This window comes from Pseudomonas sp. Marseille-Q7302 (assembly GCF_965111925.1).
Genome location: NZ_CBCOPK010000001.1, coordinates 3,373,605 through 3,390,270, shown reverse-complemented (window position 1 = coordinate 3,390,270; position 16,666 = coordinate 3,373,605). Strand labels below are relative to the sequence as shown.

Below are 16,666 nucleotides of genomic sequence, written 5' to 3'. Positions count from 1 at the left end.
GCCATGACGGCCCAGGTACAGGAGTTGCGCCTGGAACTCGCCCATGTGGAGCTGAGCGCGCGGGTGTTCGGTCCGGAGGATGGCTATCCGGTGCTGGCGCTGCATGGCTGGCTGGACAACGCCATGACCTTCGCCCAGCTCGCGCCTCGGCTGCACGGCCTGCGTATCGTCGCCCTGGACCTGCCGGGGCATGGCCTGTCGGCGCATCGGCCGGCCGGGGTCGGTTACGCGATCCAGGACTATGTGCTGGATGTGCTCGCCGCAGCGCGGCAACTGGGCTGGACCCGCTTCGGCCTGCTCGGGCACTCCATGGGTGCCATTGTGGGCGTCATCGCCGCTGCGGCCCTGCCGGATCACATCGAACGGTTGGCGCTGATCGATGGCCTGCTGCCCTACACCACGCCAGCGGCGGAGGTGCCGGAGAAGCTGGGCAAGGCATTGCTCGCCGAGCTTGAGCTGCCCAATCGCCGCAAGCCGGTCTATGCCACGGTGGAAGAGGCCGTGGCAGCGCGCTTGAAGGGGGCTCTGACGGTCAGTCGCGAGGCTGCCGAACTCCTCGCCGAGCGCGGGCTGATGGCCGTGCCCGGTGGCTACACCTGGCGCTCCGATCCCCGGCTGCGGCTACCCAGTCGAATCCGATTCACCCCGGAGCAGGCCGCGGCCTGCCTGAGCGCCGTGCGCTGCCCGACGGCGCTGGTGGTGGCCGCAGGCGGTCTCGTGGCGCCTCATGCCGAGGCCATGAGACTGGCACGCGAGCAGCCGTGCTTTCGGCTCCACGAGCTGCCAGGCGGGCACCATCTGCATCTGGATGACGCCCACGGCGCCCAGGCCGTCGCAGATTGTTTCAATGCCTTCTTTGCCGCCAGCATCGGGCCCGGCGAATAATGCGGGATGCCTAGCCATCCGTTTTACACTCGCGCCACTTTCGTCCAGCGATCCCTGCTGATTGGCCTGCTACTGTCCGTTGGCGCCGCGCAGGCAGCGGTGCTACCTGAAATCGCCCCCATGGATCACGCCCAGCTCGTTCGGGAGACGGGGCCGGCGACCACTGAGCGCCTCTATCCGCTGGGGCCGGCCAGCCGCATCGGTGGCCGCCTGCGGCTGGAAGATTCGCTGCAGGTAGAGGGCGAACTCCAGACCCAGACCTTCGAGCTGGCCAGTGGGCATCCGCCGCTGGCACGACTCGACAGCGAACGCCAGCGCCTGCAGCAACAAGGCGCGACCTTGCTCTACTGGTGCGAGGGGCGTGATTGCGGCGCCAGCAGCGTCATCGCCAACAGCCTGCTGGGCGAAGCCATGCTCTATGGACCTGACGATCAGCAGGGCCTGCTGGTGCTGCAACTCGCGGAGCCTCGGACGGTACTGACGCTCTATGGCATCACCCGCGGCAATCGCCGCGGCTATCTGCACGCAGAGCGGCTGCAGGCGAGCCAGCCATTACCGGAGCTGTTGCCGACCGCCGCCACCCTGCTCAAGGAATTGCAGCGCGACGGCCAGTTGCTGTTGCCTGCCCTGGGCAAGGAGCCGGCGCAGCCCTGGATCGCGCGATTCGCCGCGGCCCTGGCACTCAATGGCGATGTGGCCGTGACCCTCGGCGGCGACCAGGCCGTGGCCTGGCAGAACGCCTTGCGCGACGCGGGCATTCGCGCGCCGCGACTGCAGATCGATGATGGCCGGGCGGCGGGTCTCTATCGCCGCTAGACGTCGTTGACGTAGCGGGTGCGACCTGCGCCCAGGCCGAACAGCGTTGCCAGCACGGCGATCACGGTAAACAACACGCCCATGGGCGCCCAGCCGTGGGTAGCGTCGTGGATGATGCCCACCAGCAACGGGCCCAGGGAAGCCAGGCTGTATCCTGCGCCCTGAGCCATGCCGGACAGTCGGCCAGCGGTTTCCGCATCGCGGGAGCGCAGTACCAGGAGGGCGAGCGCCAGGCTGAAGGTGGCCCCCTGGCCAAGGCCGAGCACTACCGCCCACAGCCAGAGACTGCCCAGGGGAGCATAGAGGCAGCCCAGCAGGCCCGCGAGGGTCAGGGTCATGGCCACCACGATGGCCAGGCGCTGGTCGTTGCCACGCGTTGCCAGCCAGGGCGCGGTGAGGGCGCTGACCAGTTGGGTCATCACCGAGCCGGACAGCATCAAGCCGGCCTGCACCATGCCCAGGCCCCGGTCCATCAGCAGGGTGGGCAGCCAACCGAAGACGATGTAGGCCAGCGACGATTGCAGACCCATATAGAGGGTGATCTGCCAGGCCAGGCGATTGCGCCACAGGGAGCTGCCCTGGCTTCGATGCGCGGCTGCCAGGGGCGGCTGGCGCAGCTGCGGCAGCCAGACCAGCAGGGCCACCACGGCGACCAGTGCCCAAATGGCCAGGGCAGGTTGCCAGTGGCCGTCGAAAGCCTCCGCCAGAGGCGCGGTCGCGCCAGCGGCCAGGGCGGCGCCGATGCACAGCATCATGGTGTAGAGCCCCATCAGCTGACCGGCCTGGGCCGGGAAGTCGCGCTTGACCAGGGACGGCAGGAGCACGCCCAGGATACCGATGCAGGCGCCGGCGATCAGGCTGCCGAGAAACAGGCCGGCGGGCGGCAGGAGACTGCGCAGGACGATGCCCACGGCGAGCAGGGCGAGAATGGCGCCCAGGGTGCGCTCGCTGCCCCAGCGACGGGCCAGGCGTGGCGCCAGGGGCGCGAACAGCCCCAGGCAGAGTACCGGCAGGGTAGTGAGCAGGCCGATGGCACTGCTGGACAGGCCCGTGCTGCTTTCGATCTGCCGCAGCAGGGGCGACAGGCTGGACAGCGCTGGCCGCAAGTTGAGGGCGATGAGCATGAGACTGGCGAGCAACAAGCCGCGCTGCCAGGCGGTAGAGGGTGAAATCGCTGGAGAAGACATGGGCGCCGCTATGACTGGGGAAACCCGCAATCCTAGCGCACTCTGGCCATAACGCATGGCGCTTCTGTTCGCTACCCTCTGCCGGGAAAAAATAGTTGGGTGGACCGGCTAAAAAATCGCCAGTTTGTCCATTGCCGCACCGCCGCTCACTTGTCCGGCGTCAGCGGAAGGTTTTCCACGAGGTTATCCACAGCAACTGTGGATTACCCTCGAAAAACAGCCCTTTTGCTTTGGCGGGCGATCTGTTAAGCGAGGCCATCCTCGTTAGCGGTCGGGCATTTGCTACTATTACACCCCTTCGCGCTGCCTGTCGAAGGAGCGCCACCGCTGAACTGGAGTAACGATGACCGACCCCATTCGCCTCACCCAATACAGCCACGGCGCCGGTTGTGGTTGCAAGATCGCCCCCAAGACCCTGGAAACCATCCTGGCTGGGAGCGGTGCCCAGCATCTGGACCCGCGGCTGTGGGTGGGCAATGCCTCGCGCGACGACGCCGCGGTCTATGGTCTGGATGAAGAGCGCGGAGTGGTGTCCACCACCGACTTCTTCATGCCCATCGTCGATGATCCCTTCGATTTCGGCCGGATCGCGGCCACCAATGCCATCAGTGACATCTATGCCATGGGCGGCGATCCGCTGCTGGCCATCGCCATCCTCGGCTGGCCGGTCAATGTGCTGCCGCCGGAAGTGGCGCGTGAGGTCATCGCCGGGGGACGGCGAGTGTGCGATGAGGCCGGCATTCCCCTGGCCGGTGGCCATTCCATCGACGCGCCTGAGCCGATCTTCGGCCTGGCGGTGACCGGGATCGTGGAAAAGCGTCACCTCAAGCGTAATGACACCGCGACCCTGGGCAGCCGCCTCTATCTGACCAAGCCGCTGGGCATCGGCATCCTCACCACGGCCGAGAAGCGCGCCCTGCTGCGGCCCGAGGATCGCCATCTGGCGCGGGATACCATGTGCCAGCTCAACCGTCCCGGCAGCCGCTTCGGGCGCCTGGCCGGGGTGACGGCGATGACCGACGTCACCGGTTTCGGCCTGCTTGGCCACCTGGTGGAGATGGCCGATGGCAGCGGCCTGACCGCCGAACTCGACTTCGCCGCCATTCCCCGTCTCGACGGGGTGGACTTCTACCTCCAGCAGGGCTGCGTGCCCGGTGGAACGGAGCGTAACTTCGACAGCTACGGCAGCCGCATCGCCCCGCTGGACGAGGAGCGTCGCCAGCTGCTGTGCGATCCCCAGACCAGTGGCGGGTTGCTGGTGGCCGTGGCCCCCGAAGGGGAGGCGGAATTTCTCGCCGTGGCCGCGGAGCTAGGCCTGATGATGCAACCCATAGGCCGGCTGGTGGATCGACGCGCCCATGCGGTCGAGGTGGCCTGATGAGCCAGCGTGAGGATGCCCGCGATCTGCGGGCGCTGTTCCTGAGCGATGTCCCCCTGATCGATGTCCGCGCCCCCGTGGAATTTGCCAAGGGCGCCTTTCCTCAGGCGATCAACCTGCCGCTGATGAATGATCTGGAACGCCAGCGCGTCGGTACCCGCTACAAGCAGCAGGGCCAACAGGCGGCGCTGCAGCTGGGGCATCAGCTGGTGTCCGGTGCAGTGAAGGAGGAACGCATCCAGGCCTGGGCCGATTTCGCCCAGGCGCATCCGGAAGGCTACCTCTATTGCTTCCGCGGCGGCCTGCGCTCGCAGATCAGTCAGGAATGGCTGCGCAGCGAAGGCAGTATCGCCTATCCCCGCGTGGTGGGTGGCTACAAGGCCATGCGGACCTTGCTCATCGAGACGCTGCAGCAGGCCCTGGCCGAATGCGGCTTCGTGGTGGTCGGTGGCATGACCGGCACGGGCAAGACGGAAGTGGTGGCTCAGCTCGACAATGCCGTCGATCTCGAAGGCCATGCCAACCACCGGGGGTCGAGCTTTGGCAAACGCGCCACGCCGCAGCCGGGCCAGATCGATTTCGAGAATCGCCTGGCCATCGACCTGCTGCGGCGACGCCACGCCGGGCAGGCGCACTTCGTGTTGGAAGACGAGTCGCGCCTGGTCGGCCGCTGCTCGCTACCGCTGGAGTTGCACCAGGGCATGCAGCAGTTTCCGCTGGTCTGGCTGGAAGACAGCCGAGAAAACCGTATCGAACGCATCCTGCGCGACTACGTCATCGATCTGGCGGCGGAATTCATTGGCCTGCACGGGCCGGAGCAGGGCTTCGCACTGTTCGCCGAGCAGCTGCGCAAGAGTCTCTCCGGCATCGCCAAGCGCCTGGGTGGCGAACGCTTCCAGCGCCTGTCGGCTATCCTCGAGGCCGCTCTGGCCGAACAGGAGCGTTCGGGCGACGTTGCCGCGCACCGGGGCTGGATCGAGGGGCTGCTGGCGGAATACTACGATCCCATGTACGCCTATCAGCGCGAGAGCAAGGCGTCCCGGGTGATCTTCAGCGGCGACCAGGCCGCGGTGGTGGATTTTTTACGGGCTCGGCGCTGAACAGCGCCGGCCGCTGGCGGTCTACGCTGCGGTTATCCGGCCGTTTCGGCTGGTTGCAGGTCGCAAGGAGAAAGAGAGATGAAAGCGAAACTGGTTCCGGTCCTGGCCGCCACCCTGGCCGCCGTGGTGCTCGCAGGGTGCTCGGGCAAGGTAGTCAATCGCGACAGCTGCGCGGCCCAGACCCGGTCTGCCTGGCAGGAACTCGACCTGGCCAAGGCCGAAGGCTTTTCCGGCACGGTGAGTTATTCCAAGGCGCTGGCCCTGCTGTCCACCGCCAAGACCCAGCAGCAGGTCGAGGCCTACACCGGTTGTGTGAAGAACGCCGAAAAGGCGCGCTTCTATATTCGCGAGTCCCGCGCCGGTCGTTGATCGATCACCCGGCCAGGTGTGCGTCCTGATCCAAAGCGACGTGCACGTAGCCGGGCACGACGAATAGCGGCGTTTTGCCTTTCACCCCCTCAAGAGTCGGCTTTTGCGGACGACAGCGTCGGTAGCTGTCATCTTGTTGGGGTATCGTATGAAAGGGATTGCGCGCTACCGCCTGGCCAATTGGCGAACCGCCACCAAGCTTGCCGTGGGCTTCGGCCTGGTACTGCTGCTGACCCTGGTGGTGGCCCTCCAGGGCGGCCTCGCGCTCAAGGATGTGGAGCATCGCTTCGGCTCGCTACGCGACATGGCCGCGATCAATCGGCAGGTCATGCAGGTTCGCGCCCTGGAGCAGGGCTTTCGCCTGACTGGCGAGGCGGCCCAGGCCGAACACCTGCGGCAGGCCTTGCCGGCTGTGCTCGACAGGCTGGGTCAGCTCGCTACTGAGCTGGGCACTGCCCACGCGGCGGACCTCGATGCTGCCCGTGAGGCCACCAAGGCCTATGGCACTGCCTTCGCCGACTTCGAGCGCCTCAACACCTCGCGCCGTCTGGCCATGGAAGGCGCTGCCTTTCTGGTGGAGGGTGCCGCCAACAGCCTGGATATTCTTCAATCCGGCCTGCTGGATGACGGCGCCTACGCACTGAAGGAATCCGAGGGCAAGCAGGGCGCGGAACTCCTGAACCTGTCGCAGCAAGTGGGCGAACTCTATCGCCTGATGCTCAAGAGCCTCGACGAAGCCCAGGCACGGGCGAGCAAGACCACGGTGGACGATCAGCCCTTGCCCTCGGCCAGCGCCGCGCTTGACCTGCTGGCCAAGGTGGAGCCACAGCTGAGCGATCCGGCCTATTCCTCGGTCATCCAGGACGTCTCCACCAATATCAAGGAATTCATCCGTCGCCTGGGTGACTATGCCGCCGCCCTGGCCCAGGAGCAGACCGCAGGCGCACGGATGACCAGCCTGGCCGAGACCGCCGTGCAGCGGGTCGATGCCCTCTATGGGCAACAGGAAGCCGAACTGCAGGCGATGATGACCAAGCGCCTGCTGACCATTGGCGGCGTCGCCCTGCTGGCGCTGGTGGTGGGCGCCCTGGCCGCGTTGATCATCACCCTGGCCATCGTCCGGCCGCTGCGCAAGGTGATCGCCGCCGCCGAACGCATTGCCCAGGGTCAGCTGGATGTCGAGTTGATCGTGGATCGGGGTGACGAGATCGGCCAGTTGCAACGCTCCAGCGCGAGCATGGTGGCGGCATTGCGTGGCATGGTGCTGCAGTTGCAGAACGGTATTGGTCGCCTGGGGCAGTCCGCTGCGGCTCTGGCCGAGCAGGCTCGTGCCGCTCAGCAGGGGGTGACGCGCCAGCGGGAGGAAACCGACCAGGTGGCGGCCGCCATGGCCGAACTGGCGGCGACGGCCCAGGGGGTCGCCGCGGATGCCGAAGCCGCCGCCGGCGCTGGCGACCAGGCCGAGCGCCAGGTCAACGATGGCCAGGCAGTGATAGGTCGCAGCCTGGCTGGCATCGAGACCCTCGGGGTGGACGTCCAGGCCGCGGCGGAACGACTGCACAACGTCTCCCGTGACAGCCAGGCGATCAGCAGTGTGCTCGACGTGATCAAGGCAGTGGCCGAGCAGACCAACCTCCTGGCGCTCAACGCCGCCATCGAAGCGGCCCGGGCGGGTGACCAGGGGCGCGGTTTCGCCGTGGTGGCCGACGAGGTCCGGGCGCTGGCGCGCCGTACCCAGCAGTCGAGCATCGAGATCGAGCAGCTCATCGTGGTGTTGCAGAAGGGCAGTGGCGAAGCTGTTGAGCGGATGCAGCAGAGCGAGACCTTGCTGGCCGGGACGCTGGGCAGTGCGGGTGAGACCCGGCGCGCCTTTGCCGGTATCGCCACGGCGGTGGCCAGCATCCAGCAGAAGAATCAGCAGATCGCCGCGGCTGCGGTGCAGCAGAGCGGGGTGGCCGAAGAGGTGGCGGTCAATGTGACGCGCATTCGCGACGGCGCCGATCAGTCCAGCCAGGCGATGGCGGCGACGGCCTCGGCCAGCCGGGAGCTGGCCGAGCTGGGCGACGAGCTCTCACGGCTGGTGCAGCGCTTCCACGTCTGACCGAATCCGCTATTGGGCGTTGAGCGCCTGGCCGGTGGTGCCCTGGCTGGCCGGGCCGAGCAGATAGAGGTAGACCGGCAGGATGTCTTCCGGCGCGGGCACCCGGGCAGGGTCCTCGTCCGGATAGGCCGCCGCGCGCATGGCGGTACGGGTGCCGCCGGGATTGACGCTGTTGACCCGGACACCAGCGTCCGCGAGCTCCTCGGCCCAGACCTGCATCAGACCCTCGGTGGCGAACTTGGACACCGAATAGGCTCCCCAGCCGGCACGCCCCTTGCGACCGACACTGCTGGACGTGAAGATCACCGAGGCCTGGTCCGCAGCCTTGAGCAGCGGTAGCAGTGCCTGGGTCAGGGCGAAGCCGGCCTGGACGTTGACCTGCAGCACCTGGGCCAGGGCTGGCGCAGGCGTCTCTTCCAGCAAGACTCGCGGGCCCAGCAGTCCGGCGTTGTGGACCAGGCCATCCAGGCGCCCATGGCGCTGCTGCAGTCGTGCTGCCAACGCGGCATAGGCGGCCGCATCGGCTTGTTCGAGATCCAGCACCAGCGTCTCGGCCGCCTGGCCACCGCTGGCCTGGATCTCGTCACGCACCTGATCCAGCGCTGCCGCATCGCGGCCTTGGAGAATCACCCGGGCGTCCAGGGCGGCACAGCCGCGGGCCAGGGCGGCGCCTATGCCGCGATTGGCGCCGGTGATCAGGATGACGCGGTCTTTCAATAGCTCGGCGGGAGCCTGGTAGTCGAACATCTGAACCTCTAGCAGCCGCACAGCGCGCGGTCGAGCAGGGCGCGCAGTTCCAGCGGGTGGTCGATGGTGGCGTCGGCGCCCCAGTGCTCGGGGTGGTCGTCCGGGTGGATGTAGCCGTAGCGGGCCGCTACTGTCTTGCTGCCGGCCGCACGACCGGACTCGATGTCGCGCAGATCGTCACCGATGAACAGGGCGGTCTGGGGGTCGATGTCCAGTTGCCGGCAGGCCAGCAGGACCATCTCCGGGTCCGGCTTGCTGCGCGCGACGTGATCGGGGCAGATCAGGCAGGCCGAACGGTCGGCAAGGCCCAAGCGCTGCATGATGGGTTCGGCAAAGCGCACCGGCTTGTTGGTCACCACGCCCCAGCGCAGCCGGGCGGCGTCCAGATCGCGCAGGATCTCGTCCATGCCGTCGAACAGCCGGGTGTGGTCCGCACAATGCTCCTGATAGCGTTCGAGAAACTCCAGGCGCAAGGTTTCGAGCTCGGCGCCCAGAGGGTCGACCTCGAAGCCGGCCAGGATCATGGCCTTGGCGCCACCGGAGATGACGCCACGCAGGCGGGGCTCGTCAGCGGGCGCAAGGCCTCTGTCCTGGCGCATGGCCTGGAGGATGGCGATGAAGTCCGGCGCCGTGTCCAGCAGGGTACCGTCCATGTCGAAGAGGACCGCTTGCAGACGCATGGCCTAGTCCTCGCGCTGGGTGCGCACCATGTAGTTCACCGTCACATCGCCTTCCAGTTTGTATCTCTTGGTCAGCGGGTTGTAGGTGAGGCCGATGACATCGCGCAGGTTGAGGCCGGCGGCGCGCGCCCAGGCACCCAGTTCCGAGGGGCGGATGAACTTGCGGAAATCGTGGGTACCGCGTGGCAGCAGGCGCAGCACGTACTCGGCGCCGACGATGGCGAAGAGATAGGCCTTGGGATTGCGGTTGATGGTGGAGAAGAACACCTGGCCACCCGGCTTGACCAGGTCGTGGCAGGCCTTGATCACCGAGGAGGGATCCGGCACGTGTTCGAGCATTTCCAGGCAGGTCACGATGTCATAGGTGCCAGCATGCTTGCGCGCGTGGTCCTCGGTGGTCTCCTGGATGTACTCGACCGGCACACCGGATTCCAGCTGGTGCAAACGCGCCACCGCCAGGGGCGCCTCGGCCATGTCGATGCCGGTCACCTGGGCGCCGCGCTGGGCCATGGCCTCGCTGAGGATGCCGCCACCGCAACCCACGTCCAGCACTTTCTTCCCGGCCAGGCCGGCGTGCTGATCGATCCAGTTGACGCGCAGCGGGTTGATGTCGTGCAGCGGCTTGAATTCGCTTTCGCGGTCCCACCAACGGTAGGCGAGAGCCTCGAACTTGGCGATCTCGGCGTTATCGACATTGGACATGGTGTTCTCCAGAGGCAAGGGAGGCGGGGCGCATCAGGCGCCCTGCTGGATACGGGTGGCCCACTGCTGCGCATTGGCTATGAGTTCGGCCTCGTCCAGGCGCACGAGTTCGCTCTGGCGCAGCAGCGGCACGCCGCCGACCCAGACGTCGCTGACGCGGTCCCGGCCGGTGGCATAGATGAGTTGGGAAACGGGGTCGTAGAGCGGTTGCTGGGCAAGGCCGCTGAGGTCGACGGCGGTCAGGTCGGCGGCCTTGCCAACTTCCAGCGAACCCAGGCAGCGATCGAGACCCAGGGCGCGGGCGCCGTTCAGGGTGGCCATGCGCAGGGCGCGATGGGCGTCCAGGGCCGTGGCCGAGCCGGCGACAGCCTTGGCCAGCAGGGCCGCGGTGCGGGTCTCGCCAAGCAGGTCGAGATCGTTGTTGCTGGCCGCGCCGTCGGTACCGATGGCGACGTTGACGCCGGCCTGCCACAGGCGCTCCACCGGGCAGAAGCCGCTGGCCAGCTTGAGGTTGGACTCGGGGCTATGTATGACGTGGCTATTGGTTTCGACGAGGTTTTCCAGATCCTCGTCGTCCACCTGGGTCATGTGCACGGCCTGGAAACGCGGACCGAGCAGGCCCAGGCGCCGTAGCCGGCTGAGCGGCCGTTCGCCGGTCTGCTCCAGGGCTTGCTCCACCTCCAGGGCGGTCTCGTGGACGTGCATCTGGATCGGTGCCTGCAACTGCTCGGCCAGCACCAGAATCTCTTCGAGCTTGGCGTCGGCGACGGTATAGGGCGCATGGGGACCGAAGGCCACGCTGATGCGCTCGTGCAGCTTCATGTCGTCGAACAGCTCCAGGCCGCGGCGGATCATGTCGTCCGCGGTACGGGCGCCGGGAATCGGGAAATCGAGGATCGGCAGGCAGACCTGGGCGCGTACCCCGGTGCGATGGATCGCCTCGCAGGCTACCTGGGGATAGAAGTACATGTCCGAGAAACAGGTAATGCCGCCCCGGATCTGCTCGGCAATGGCCAGGGTGGTGCCATCGCGGACGAAGTCCTCGTCGACCCAGCGGCCTTCGGCGGGCCAGATGTGATCCTGCAGCCAGGTCTGCAGCGGCAGGTCGTCGGCCATGCCGCGAAACAGCGTCATGGCGGCGTGGCCGTGGGCATTGATCAGGCCAGGGATCAGTACCTTGCCCGGCAGCTCCAGGGTCTCCTTAGCCGGCTGGCGCAGAGCCTCGACGCGCGGGGCGAGCAGGGCGATGCAGCCGTTGCGCACGCCCAGGGCGTAATCGCGCAGGACCACCCCGGTCGGCTCCACCGGCACGATCCAGCTGGGGAGCAACAAGAGGTCCAGGGGCGCGGGGGTCGGCATCTGCGGCGGTTCCAAGAGGGGCGAGCCGGCAGTATAGCGGTCCTTGCAGGGCTACCGCTAAATCTGCGCGCGGATGCCGGTATACTGGCGGGCTACAGATTCAGGTCGAGGAGAGATCATGCGAGAGCGTCTGCTGGCGGCGGAAAAGATCAAGGCGATCGAATGGCGGGACGGTGCCCTGCACCTGCTCGACCAGCGCCTGTTGCCGCTGCGCGAACACTGGGTCGCCTGTCACAGCGCCGCCGAGGTGGCCGAGGCCATCCGTGACATGCTGGTGCGCGGCGCGCCGGCCATCGGTATCAGTGCCGCCTACGGGGTGGTGCTGGGCGCCCGTCAGCGCGCCGCGGCGGGTGAGGACTGGCAAGAGACCCTCACGGCCGATTTCGAGCTGCTGGCGGCGTCGCGGCCCACCGCGGTCAATCTGTTCTGGGCGCTCAACCGGATGCGCGAGCGCCTGACCCGTACGGCCGGCGAGGGCGCCCTGGCGGCGCTGGAAGCCGAGGCGGTGGCTATCCACCTGAGCGATCGCGAAGCCAACCTGACCATGGCCCAGCTGGGTGTCGAGCTGATTCGCAAGCATGACGCCAGCAAGCAGACCTTCCTGACCCACTGCAATACCGGGGCCCTGGCCACCGGCGGCTTCGGCACCGCCCTGGGCGTGCTACGCGCGGCGCACCTGGACGGCCTGGTGGAGTGCGTGCATGCCGACGAGACCCGACCCTGGCTGCAGGGTTCGCGACTGACCGCCTGGGAGTTGGCCGGGGAGGGGATCCCGGTCAGCCTCAACGTCGATGCTGCCGCTGCGCACCTGATGAAGACGCGCAACGTCGCCTGGGTGATCGTCGGCGCCGATCGCATCACCGCCAACGGCGACGTGGCCAACAAGATCGGCACCTACAACCTGGCGGTCATCGCCATGCACCACGGGGTGCGCTTCATGGTGGTGGCGCCCAGCTCCACCATCGACATGAATCTGGCCTCGGGCGACGACATCCCCATTGAGGAGCGCGCCGGTCACGAGCTGCTGGAAGCCGGTGGCCAACGGATCGCCGCCGAGGTCGACGCCTTCAATCCGGTGTTCGACGTGACCCCGGCCGACCTCATCGATGCCATCGTCACCGAGCGGGGCGTGGTGGAGCGGCCGGACGCCAAGAAGATGGCCGAGCTGATGAATCGGCGGCGCCTGCATTGAGGCGATCGTGAGGGGCGGATACATCCCTGAATGTGTTAGAATTTCGCTCTTTGCACAGGCTTTGTTCGAAAGCCCTCGGCAGGCGGTGATGCAGTGCTGAAAACCGGTTGGAGCGCCTTTTGCGCCGCCGGTGACAGACGCCGCCAGACGGGCTTTCGCCTCTCCTATATTAGGCTCGGCCGACGTGCGGACGAGCCCTAGCGCTTTTCAGATCAGAAGGAACCAGGCTTCTCATGGGTGAACTGGCCAAAGAAATCCTCCCGGTCAATATCGAAGACGAACTGCGGCAGTCATATCTCGACTACGCGATGAGCGTCATCGTCGGCCGGGCCCTGCCGGATGTGCGCGACGGTCTCAAGCCGGTGCACCGGCGCGTGCTCTACGCCATGAGCGAACTGGGCAACGACTGGAACAAGCCGTACAAGAAATCCGCCCGTGTGGTGGGTGACGTCATCGGTAAATACCACCCCCACGGCGACACGGCCGTCTACGACACCATCGTGCGGATGGCGCAGCCGTTCTCGCTGCGCTACATGCTGGTGGACGGCCAGGGGAACTTCGGTTCGGTGGACGGCGACAACGCCGCGGCCATGCGCTACACCGAAGTGCGGATGTCCAAGCTGGCCCACGAGCTCTTGGCCGACCTGGACAAGGAAACCGTCGACTGGGTGCCCAACTACGACGGCACAGAGCAGATCCCCGCGGTGATGCCCACGCGCATCCCCAACCTGCTGGTCAACGGTTCCAGCGGTATCGCGGTCGGCATGGCCACCAACATCCCGCCGCACAACCTGGGCGAGGTGATCGATGGCTGCTTGGCGCTGATCGAGAACAGTGAGCTGACCGTCGATGACCTGATGCAGTACATCCCCGGTCCGGACTTCCCGACCGCGGGCATCATCAATGGTCGTGCCGGCATCATCGAGGCCTACCGTACCGGTCGGGGCCGCATCTATGTGCGGGCCCGCGCCGAAGTCGAGGACATCGACAAGAGCGCCAATCGCCAGCAGATCGTCATCACCGAGCTGCCCTACCAGCTCAACAAGGCGCGGCTGATCGAGAAGATCGCCGAGCTGGTGAAGGACAAGAAGATCGAAGGCATCACCGAGCTGCGCGACGAGTCCGACAAGGACGGCATGCGCGTGGTCATCGAGCTGCGTCGTGGTGAAACCCCCGAGGTGGTGCTCAACAACCTCTATGCCCAGACCCAGCTGCAGACGGTGTTCGGCATCAACGTGGTGGCCCTGCTCGACGGCCAGCCACGCACCTTGAATCTCAAGGAACTGCTGGAAGCCTTCATTCGCCACCGTCGCGAAGTGGTGACCCGGCGGACCGTCTACGAACTGCGCAAGGCGCGTGAGCGTGGCCATATTCTCGAAGGCCAGGCGGTTGCCCTGTCCAACATCGATCCGGTCATCGAGCTGATCAAGAGCTCGCCGACCCCGGCGGAAGCCAAGGAGCGCCTGATCGCCACGCCCTGGGAATCCAGTGCGGTACGCGAGATGGTCGAGCGCGCCGGTGCCGATTCCTGCCGCCCGGACGAGCTGCCCGAGCAGTACGGTTTGCACGAGGGCAAGTATCACCTCTCGCCCGAACAGGCCCAGGCGATCCTCGACCTGCGTTTGCACCGCCTGACCGGCCTGGAGCACGAAAAGCTCATCGCCGAGTACCAGGAGATCCTGCTGCAGATCGGCGAGCTGATCCGCATCCTGACCAATCCCGAGCGGCTGATGGAAGTCATCCGCGAAGAGCTGGAAAAGGTCAAGGCGGAGTTCGGCGACAAGCGTCGCACCGAAATCGTCGCCTCCCATGTGGACCTGACCATCGCCGACCTCATCACCGAGGAAGACCGCGTCGTCACCATTTCCCATGGCGGCTACGCCAAGTCCCAGCCGCTGCACGCCTACCAGGCCCAGCGCCGTGGTGGTCGTGGCCGCTCGGCCTCGGCGGTCAAGGATGAGGACTACATCGAACACCTGCTGGTCGCCAACAGCCATACCACCCTGCTGCTGTTCTCCAGCCTGGGCAAGGTCTACTGGAAGCGTACCTACGAGATTCCGGAAGCCTCCCGCGCCGCCCGGGGTCGTCCGCTGGTCAACCTCCTGCCGCTGGCCGAAGGTGAGCGCATCACCGCCATGCTGCCGGTCGATCTGGAAGCCGTGCGCCAGCAGGCGCCCGCCGGTGACGAGGACCTGGGCGAGCAGGACGACAACCTCGACATCGAAGACGCCGTGCTGGTGGAGGACGACGTCGAGAGCGAAGGCGAAGAGGGCGAGGTCATCGATGCCGGCGAAGACGAAGCCACCGGTGCCTACATCTTCATGGCCACCCGCAACGGTACCGTGAAGAAGACCCCGCTGGTGCAGTTCAGCCGTCCGCGCAGCAATGGCCTGATCGCGCTGAAGCTGGAGGAGGGCGACAGCCTGATCGCCGCCGCCATCACCGATGGTGCCCGCGAAGTCATGCTGTTCTCCGACGGTGGCAAGGTCATCCGCTTCAAGGAGCGCCATGTGCGCACCATGGGCCGTACCGCCCGCGGTGTACGCGGCATGCGCCTGGCCGAGAGCCAGCGCCTGATCTCCATGCTGATCCCCGAGCCGGGCGCCGAGATCCTCACCGCCAGCCTCAACGGCTTCGGCAAGCGTACCGCCATGGCCGAGTACCCACAGCGCGGTCGGGGTGGTCAGGGCGTGATCGCCATGGTCATCAACGAGCGTAACGGTCCCCTGATCGGTGCCATCCAGGTGCTGGACGGCGAGGAGATCATGCTGATCTCCGACCAGGGCACCCTGGTACGGACCCCGGTGGAGGGCATATCCCGGACCGGCCGGAACACCCAGGGCGTTACCCTGATCAAGCTCGGCAAAGGCGAGAAGCTGGTAGGCCTGGAGCGGGTGCAGGAGCCTTCGGTGGACGACGAACTGCTGGATCACGAAGCCGAACTGGACGACGAGCTGCTTGACAAGGAGCTGCCGGTCGACAGTCACGAGCCGGACCAGGACGATGTACTGCCCGGTGCCAGCGACGTGCCGAGCGATGACCTTCCCAACGAGGATGACGAGTGATGAGCAAGCGTGCCTACAACTTCTGCGCCGGCCCGGCGGCCCTGCCTGAAGCTGTGTTGCGCCAGGCCCAGGCCGATCTGCTGGATTGGCAGGGCCGTGGCCTGTCGGTCATGGAGATGAGTCACCGCGGTGAGGACTTCACCGCCATCTCGAGCCAGGCCGAGGCCGACCTGCGCGAGTTGCTGGGCGTGCCCAGCAACTACAAGGTGCTGTTCCTGCAGGGCGGTGCCAGTCTGCAATTCGCCCAGCTGGCGATGAACCTGATGCCCGAAGGCGGCACCGCCGACTACATCGACACCGGCATCTGGTCGCGCAAGGCCATCGAGCAGGCGCAGCACTACGGCACCGTCAACGTCGCCGCCAGTGCCAAGGGCTACGACTACTTCGCCATTCCCGGGCAGAACGAATGGCAGCTGTCCAAGGACGCGGCCTACGTCCACTACACGCCCAACGAGACCATCGGCGGCCTGGAGTTCGACTGGATTCCGGAGGTCGGCGACGTGCCCCTGGTGGCGGATGCCTCTTCCGATATCCTGTCGCGCCCGCTGGACGTCTCGCGCTTCGGCCTGATCTACGCCGGTGCCCAGAAGAACATCGGGCCCAGCGGCCTGGTGGTCGTCATCGTTCGCGAAGACCTGCTCGGTCGCGCCCGCGCCGCCTGCCCGACGCTGCTCGACTACAAGGTCGAGGCCGACAACGGCTCCATGTACAACACCCCGGCCACCTTCTCCTGGTACCTGTCCGGGCTGGTGTTCAAGTGGCTCAAGGAGCAGGGCGGCCTGCCCGCCATGGAGCGCCTGAATCGCGAGAAGAAGGACCTGTTGTACGGCTTCATCGACAACAGCGATTTCTACAGCAACCCCATCGCCAAGAACGACCGCTCCTGGATGAACGTGCCCTTCCGCCTGGCTGACGAGCGTCTGGACAAGGCCTTCCTCACGGGCGCCGAAGAGCGCGGCCTGCTGTATCTGCAGGGGCACCGCTCGGTGGGTGGCATGCGCGCCTCCATCTACAATGCCGTCACCCTGGAAGCCGTCCAGGCGCTGGTGACCTATCTGGCCGAATTCGAGAAGGAGCACGGCTGA

The 16,666-nt window shown here is 66.6% G+C and carries 14 protein-coding genes and 1 pseudogene; 10 read left to right on the top strand and 5 right to left on the bottom strand.

Annotated features, from left to right (window positions below; genetic code table 11):
- The first annotated feature begins 3 nt into the window (after positions 1 to 3).
- A complete protein-coding gene (locus ACWPW1_RS15810; RefSeq protein WP_454253379.1) occupies positions 4 to 885 on the top strand; it encodes an alpha/beta fold hydrolase in 882 nt (293 codons plus the stop codon).
- Between the two features lie 120 nt (positions 886 to 1,005).
- Positions 1,006 to 1,701: a DUF4892 domain-containing protein gene (locus tag ACWPW1_RS15805; protein WP_454253378.1), complete on the top strand. Its 696-nt coding sequence runs from the start codon at positions 1,006 to 1,008 to the stop codon at positions 1,699 to 1,701.
- On the opposite strand, the gene ACWPW1_RS15800 is transcribed toward ACWPW1_RS15805, so the two are convergent.
- Positions 1,698 to 2,888 (bottom strand): CynX/NimT family MFS transporter, encoded by a 1,191-nt coding sequence (locus tag ACWPW1_RS15800; RefSeq protein ID WP_237140527.1) that lies wholly within the window; start codon positions 2,886 to 2,888, stop codon positions 1,698 to 1,700. The genes ACWPW1_RS15805 and ACWPW1_RS15800 overlap by 4 nt on opposite strands.
- Positions 2,889 to 3,231: 343 nt before the next feature.
- Here ACWPW1_RS15800 and selD point away from each other — a divergent pair, with 343 nt between their 5' ends.
- From selD to ACWPW1_RS15775, 5 genes and pseudogenes are all read left to right on the top strand, one after another.
- A complete protein-coding gene (selD, locus tag ACWPW1_RS15795) occupies positions 3,232 to 4,266 on the top strand; it encodes a selenide, water dikinase SelD (protein ID WP_454253377.1) in 1,035 nt (344 codons plus the stop codon).
- The gene (gene mnmH / locus ACWPW1_RS15790) at positions 4,266 to 5,366 is read left to right on the top strand and encodes a tRNA 2-selenouridine(34) synthase MnmH (protein ID WP_454253376.1); all 1,101 of its coding nucleotides are present in this window, start codon (positions 4,266 to 4,268) and stop codon (positions 5,364 to 5,366) included. Before selD ends, mnmH begins: the two co-directional genes overlap by 1 nt.
- Before the next feature lie 78 nt (positions 5,367 to 5,444).
- Positions 5,445 to 5,735 (top strand): hypothetical protein, encoded by a 291-nt coding sequence (locus tag ACWPW1_RS15785; RefSeq protein ID WP_007160474.1) that lies wholly within the window; start codon positions 5,445 to 5,447, stop codon positions 5,733 to 5,735.
- Between the two features lie 148 nt (positions 5,736 to 5,883).
- Positions 5,884 to 6,951 (top strand): annotated as a pseudogene (locus tag ACWPW1_RS15780) (HAMP domain-containing protein); the annotation flags it as partial.
- 21 nt (positions 6,952 to 6,972) lie between these two features.
- Positions 6,973 to 7,836: a methyl-accepting chemotaxis protein gene (locus ACWPW1_RS15775; protein ID WP_434776637.1), complete on the top strand. Its 864-nt coding sequence runs from the start codon at positions 6,973 to 6,975 to the stop codon at positions 7,834 to 7,836.
- Between the two features lie 9 nt (positions 7,837 to 7,845).
- On the opposite strand, the gene ACWPW1_RS15770 is transcribed toward ACWPW1_RS15775, so the two are convergent.
- The 4 genes from ACWPW1_RS15770 to ACWPW1_RS15755 are packed head-to-tail and all read right to left on the bottom strand — an operon-like array spanning position 7,846 to position 11,324.
- Positions 7,846 to 8,583: a YciK family oxidoreductase gene (locus ACWPW1_RS15770; protein ID WP_454253375.1), complete on the bottom strand. Its 738-nt coding sequence runs from the start codon at positions 8,581 to 8,583 to the stop codon at positions 7,846 to 7,848.
- 8 nt (positions 8,584 to 8,591) lie between these two features.
- Complete coding sequence (gene mupP, locus ACWPW1_RS15765; protein WP_454253374.1) at positions 8,592 to 9,263, bottom strand: N-acetylmuramic acid 6-phosphate phosphatase MupP; 672 nt, start codon at positions 9,261 to 9,263, stop codon at positions 8,592 to 8,594.
- Between the two features lie 3 nt (positions 9,264 to 9,266).
- The gene (ubiG, locus tag ACWPW1_RS15760; protein ID WP_059315629.1) at positions 9,267 to 9,965 is read right to left on the bottom strand and encodes a bifunctional 2-polyprenyl-6-hydroxyphenol methylase/3-demethylubiquinol 3-O-methyltransferase UbiG; all 699 of its coding nucleotides are present in this window, start codon (positions 9,963 to 9,965) and stop codon (positions 9,267 to 9,269) included.
- A 33-nt stretch (positions 9,966 to 9,998) separates the two neighbouring features.
- Entirely contained in the window at positions 9,999 to 11,324 is a 1,326-nt protein-coding gene (locus ACWPW1_RS15755) for a TRZ/ATZ family hydrolase (protein WP_454253373.1), read from the bottom strand.
- A 118-nt stretch (positions 11,325 to 11,442) separates the two neighbouring features.
- Between ACWPW1_RS15755 and mtnA the strand changes: the two genes are divergently transcribed.
- From mtnA to serC, 3 genes are all read left to right on the top strand, one after another.
- A complete protein-coding gene (gene mtnA / locus ACWPW1_RS15750) occupies positions 11,443 to 12,516 on the top strand; it encodes an S-methyl-5-thioribose-1-phosphate isomerase (protein ID WP_454253372.1) in 1,074 nt (357 codons plus the stop codon).
- A 233-nt stretch (positions 12,517 to 12,749) separates the two neighbouring features.
- Positions 12,750 to 15,581 (top strand): DNA gyrase subunit A, encoded by a 2,832-nt coding sequence (gyrA, locus tag ACWPW1_RS15745; RefSeq protein WP_059315626.1) that lies wholly within the window; start codon positions 12,750 to 12,752, stop codon positions 15,579 to 15,581.
- On the top strand, positions 15,581 to 16,666 hold the full coding sequence (serC, locus tag ACWPW1_RS15740; RefSeq protein ID WP_313649441.1) for a 3-phosphoserine/phosphohydroxythreonine transaminase: 1,086 nt from the start codon (positions 15,581 to 15,583) through the stop codon (positions 16,664 to 16,666). Before gyrA ends, serC begins: the two co-directional genes overlap by 1 nt.

Excerpts from the sequence above, each read along its gene's own strand:
- ACWPW1_RS15775 (WP_434776637.1), top strand. The coding sequence starts at position 6,973 with ATGGTGGCGGCATTGCGTGGCATGGTGCTGCAGTTGCAGAACGGTATT.
- gyrA (WP_059315626.1), top strand. The coding sequence starts at position 12,750 with ATGGGTGAACTGGCCAAAGAAATCCTCCCGGTCAATATCGAAGACGAA.
- mupP (WP_454253374.1), bottom strand. The coding sequence starts at position 9,263 with ATGCGTCTGCAAGCGGTCCTCTTCGACATGGACGGTACCCTGCTGGAC.
- ubiG (WP_059315629.1), bottom strand. The coding sequence starts at position 9,965 with ATGTCCAATGTCGATAACGCCGAGATCGCCAAGTTCGAGGCTCTCGCC.
- mtnA (WP_454253372.1), top strand. The coding sequence starts at position 11,443 with ATGCGAGAGCGTCTGCTGGCGGCGGAAAAGATCAAGGCGATCGAATGG.
- ACWPW1_RS15810 (WP_454253379.1), top strand. The coding sequence starts at position 4 with ATGACGGCCCAGGTACAGGAGTTGCGCCTGGAACTCGCCCATGTGGAG.
- ACWPW1_RS15785 (WP_007160474.1), top strand. The coding sequence starts at position 5,445 with ATGAAAGCGAAACTGGTTCCGGTCCTGGCCGCCACCCTGGCCGCCGTG.
- serC (WP_313649441.1), top strand. The coding sequence starts at position 15,581 with ATGAGCAAGCGTGCCTACAACTTCTGCGCCGGCCCGGCGGCCCTGCCT.
- ACWPW1_RS15800 (WP_237140527.1), bottom strand. The coding sequence starts at position 2,888 with ATGTCTTCTCCAGCGATTTCACCCTCTACCGCCTGGCAGCGCGGCTTG.
- selD (WP_454253377.1), top strand. The coding sequence starts at position 3,232 with ATGACCGACCCCATTCGCCTCACCCAATACAGCCACGGCGCCGGTTGT.
- ACWPW1_RS15805 (WP_454253378.1), top strand. The coding sequence starts at position 1,006 with ATGGATCACGCCCAGCTCGTTCGGGAGACGGGGCCGGCGACCACTGAG.
- ACWPW1_RS15770 (WP_454253375.1), bottom strand. The coding sequence starts at position 8,583 with ATGTTCGACTACCAGGCTCCCGCCGAGCTATTGAAAGACCGCGTCATC.
- ACWPW1_RS15755 (WP_454253373.1), bottom strand. The coding sequence starts at position 11,324 with ATGCCGACCCCCGCGCCCCTGGACCTCTTGTTGCTCCCCAGCTGGATC.
- mnmH (WP_454253376.1), top strand. The coding sequence starts at position 4,266 with ATGAGCCAGCGTGAGGATGCCCGCGATCTGCGGGCGCTGTTCCTGAGC.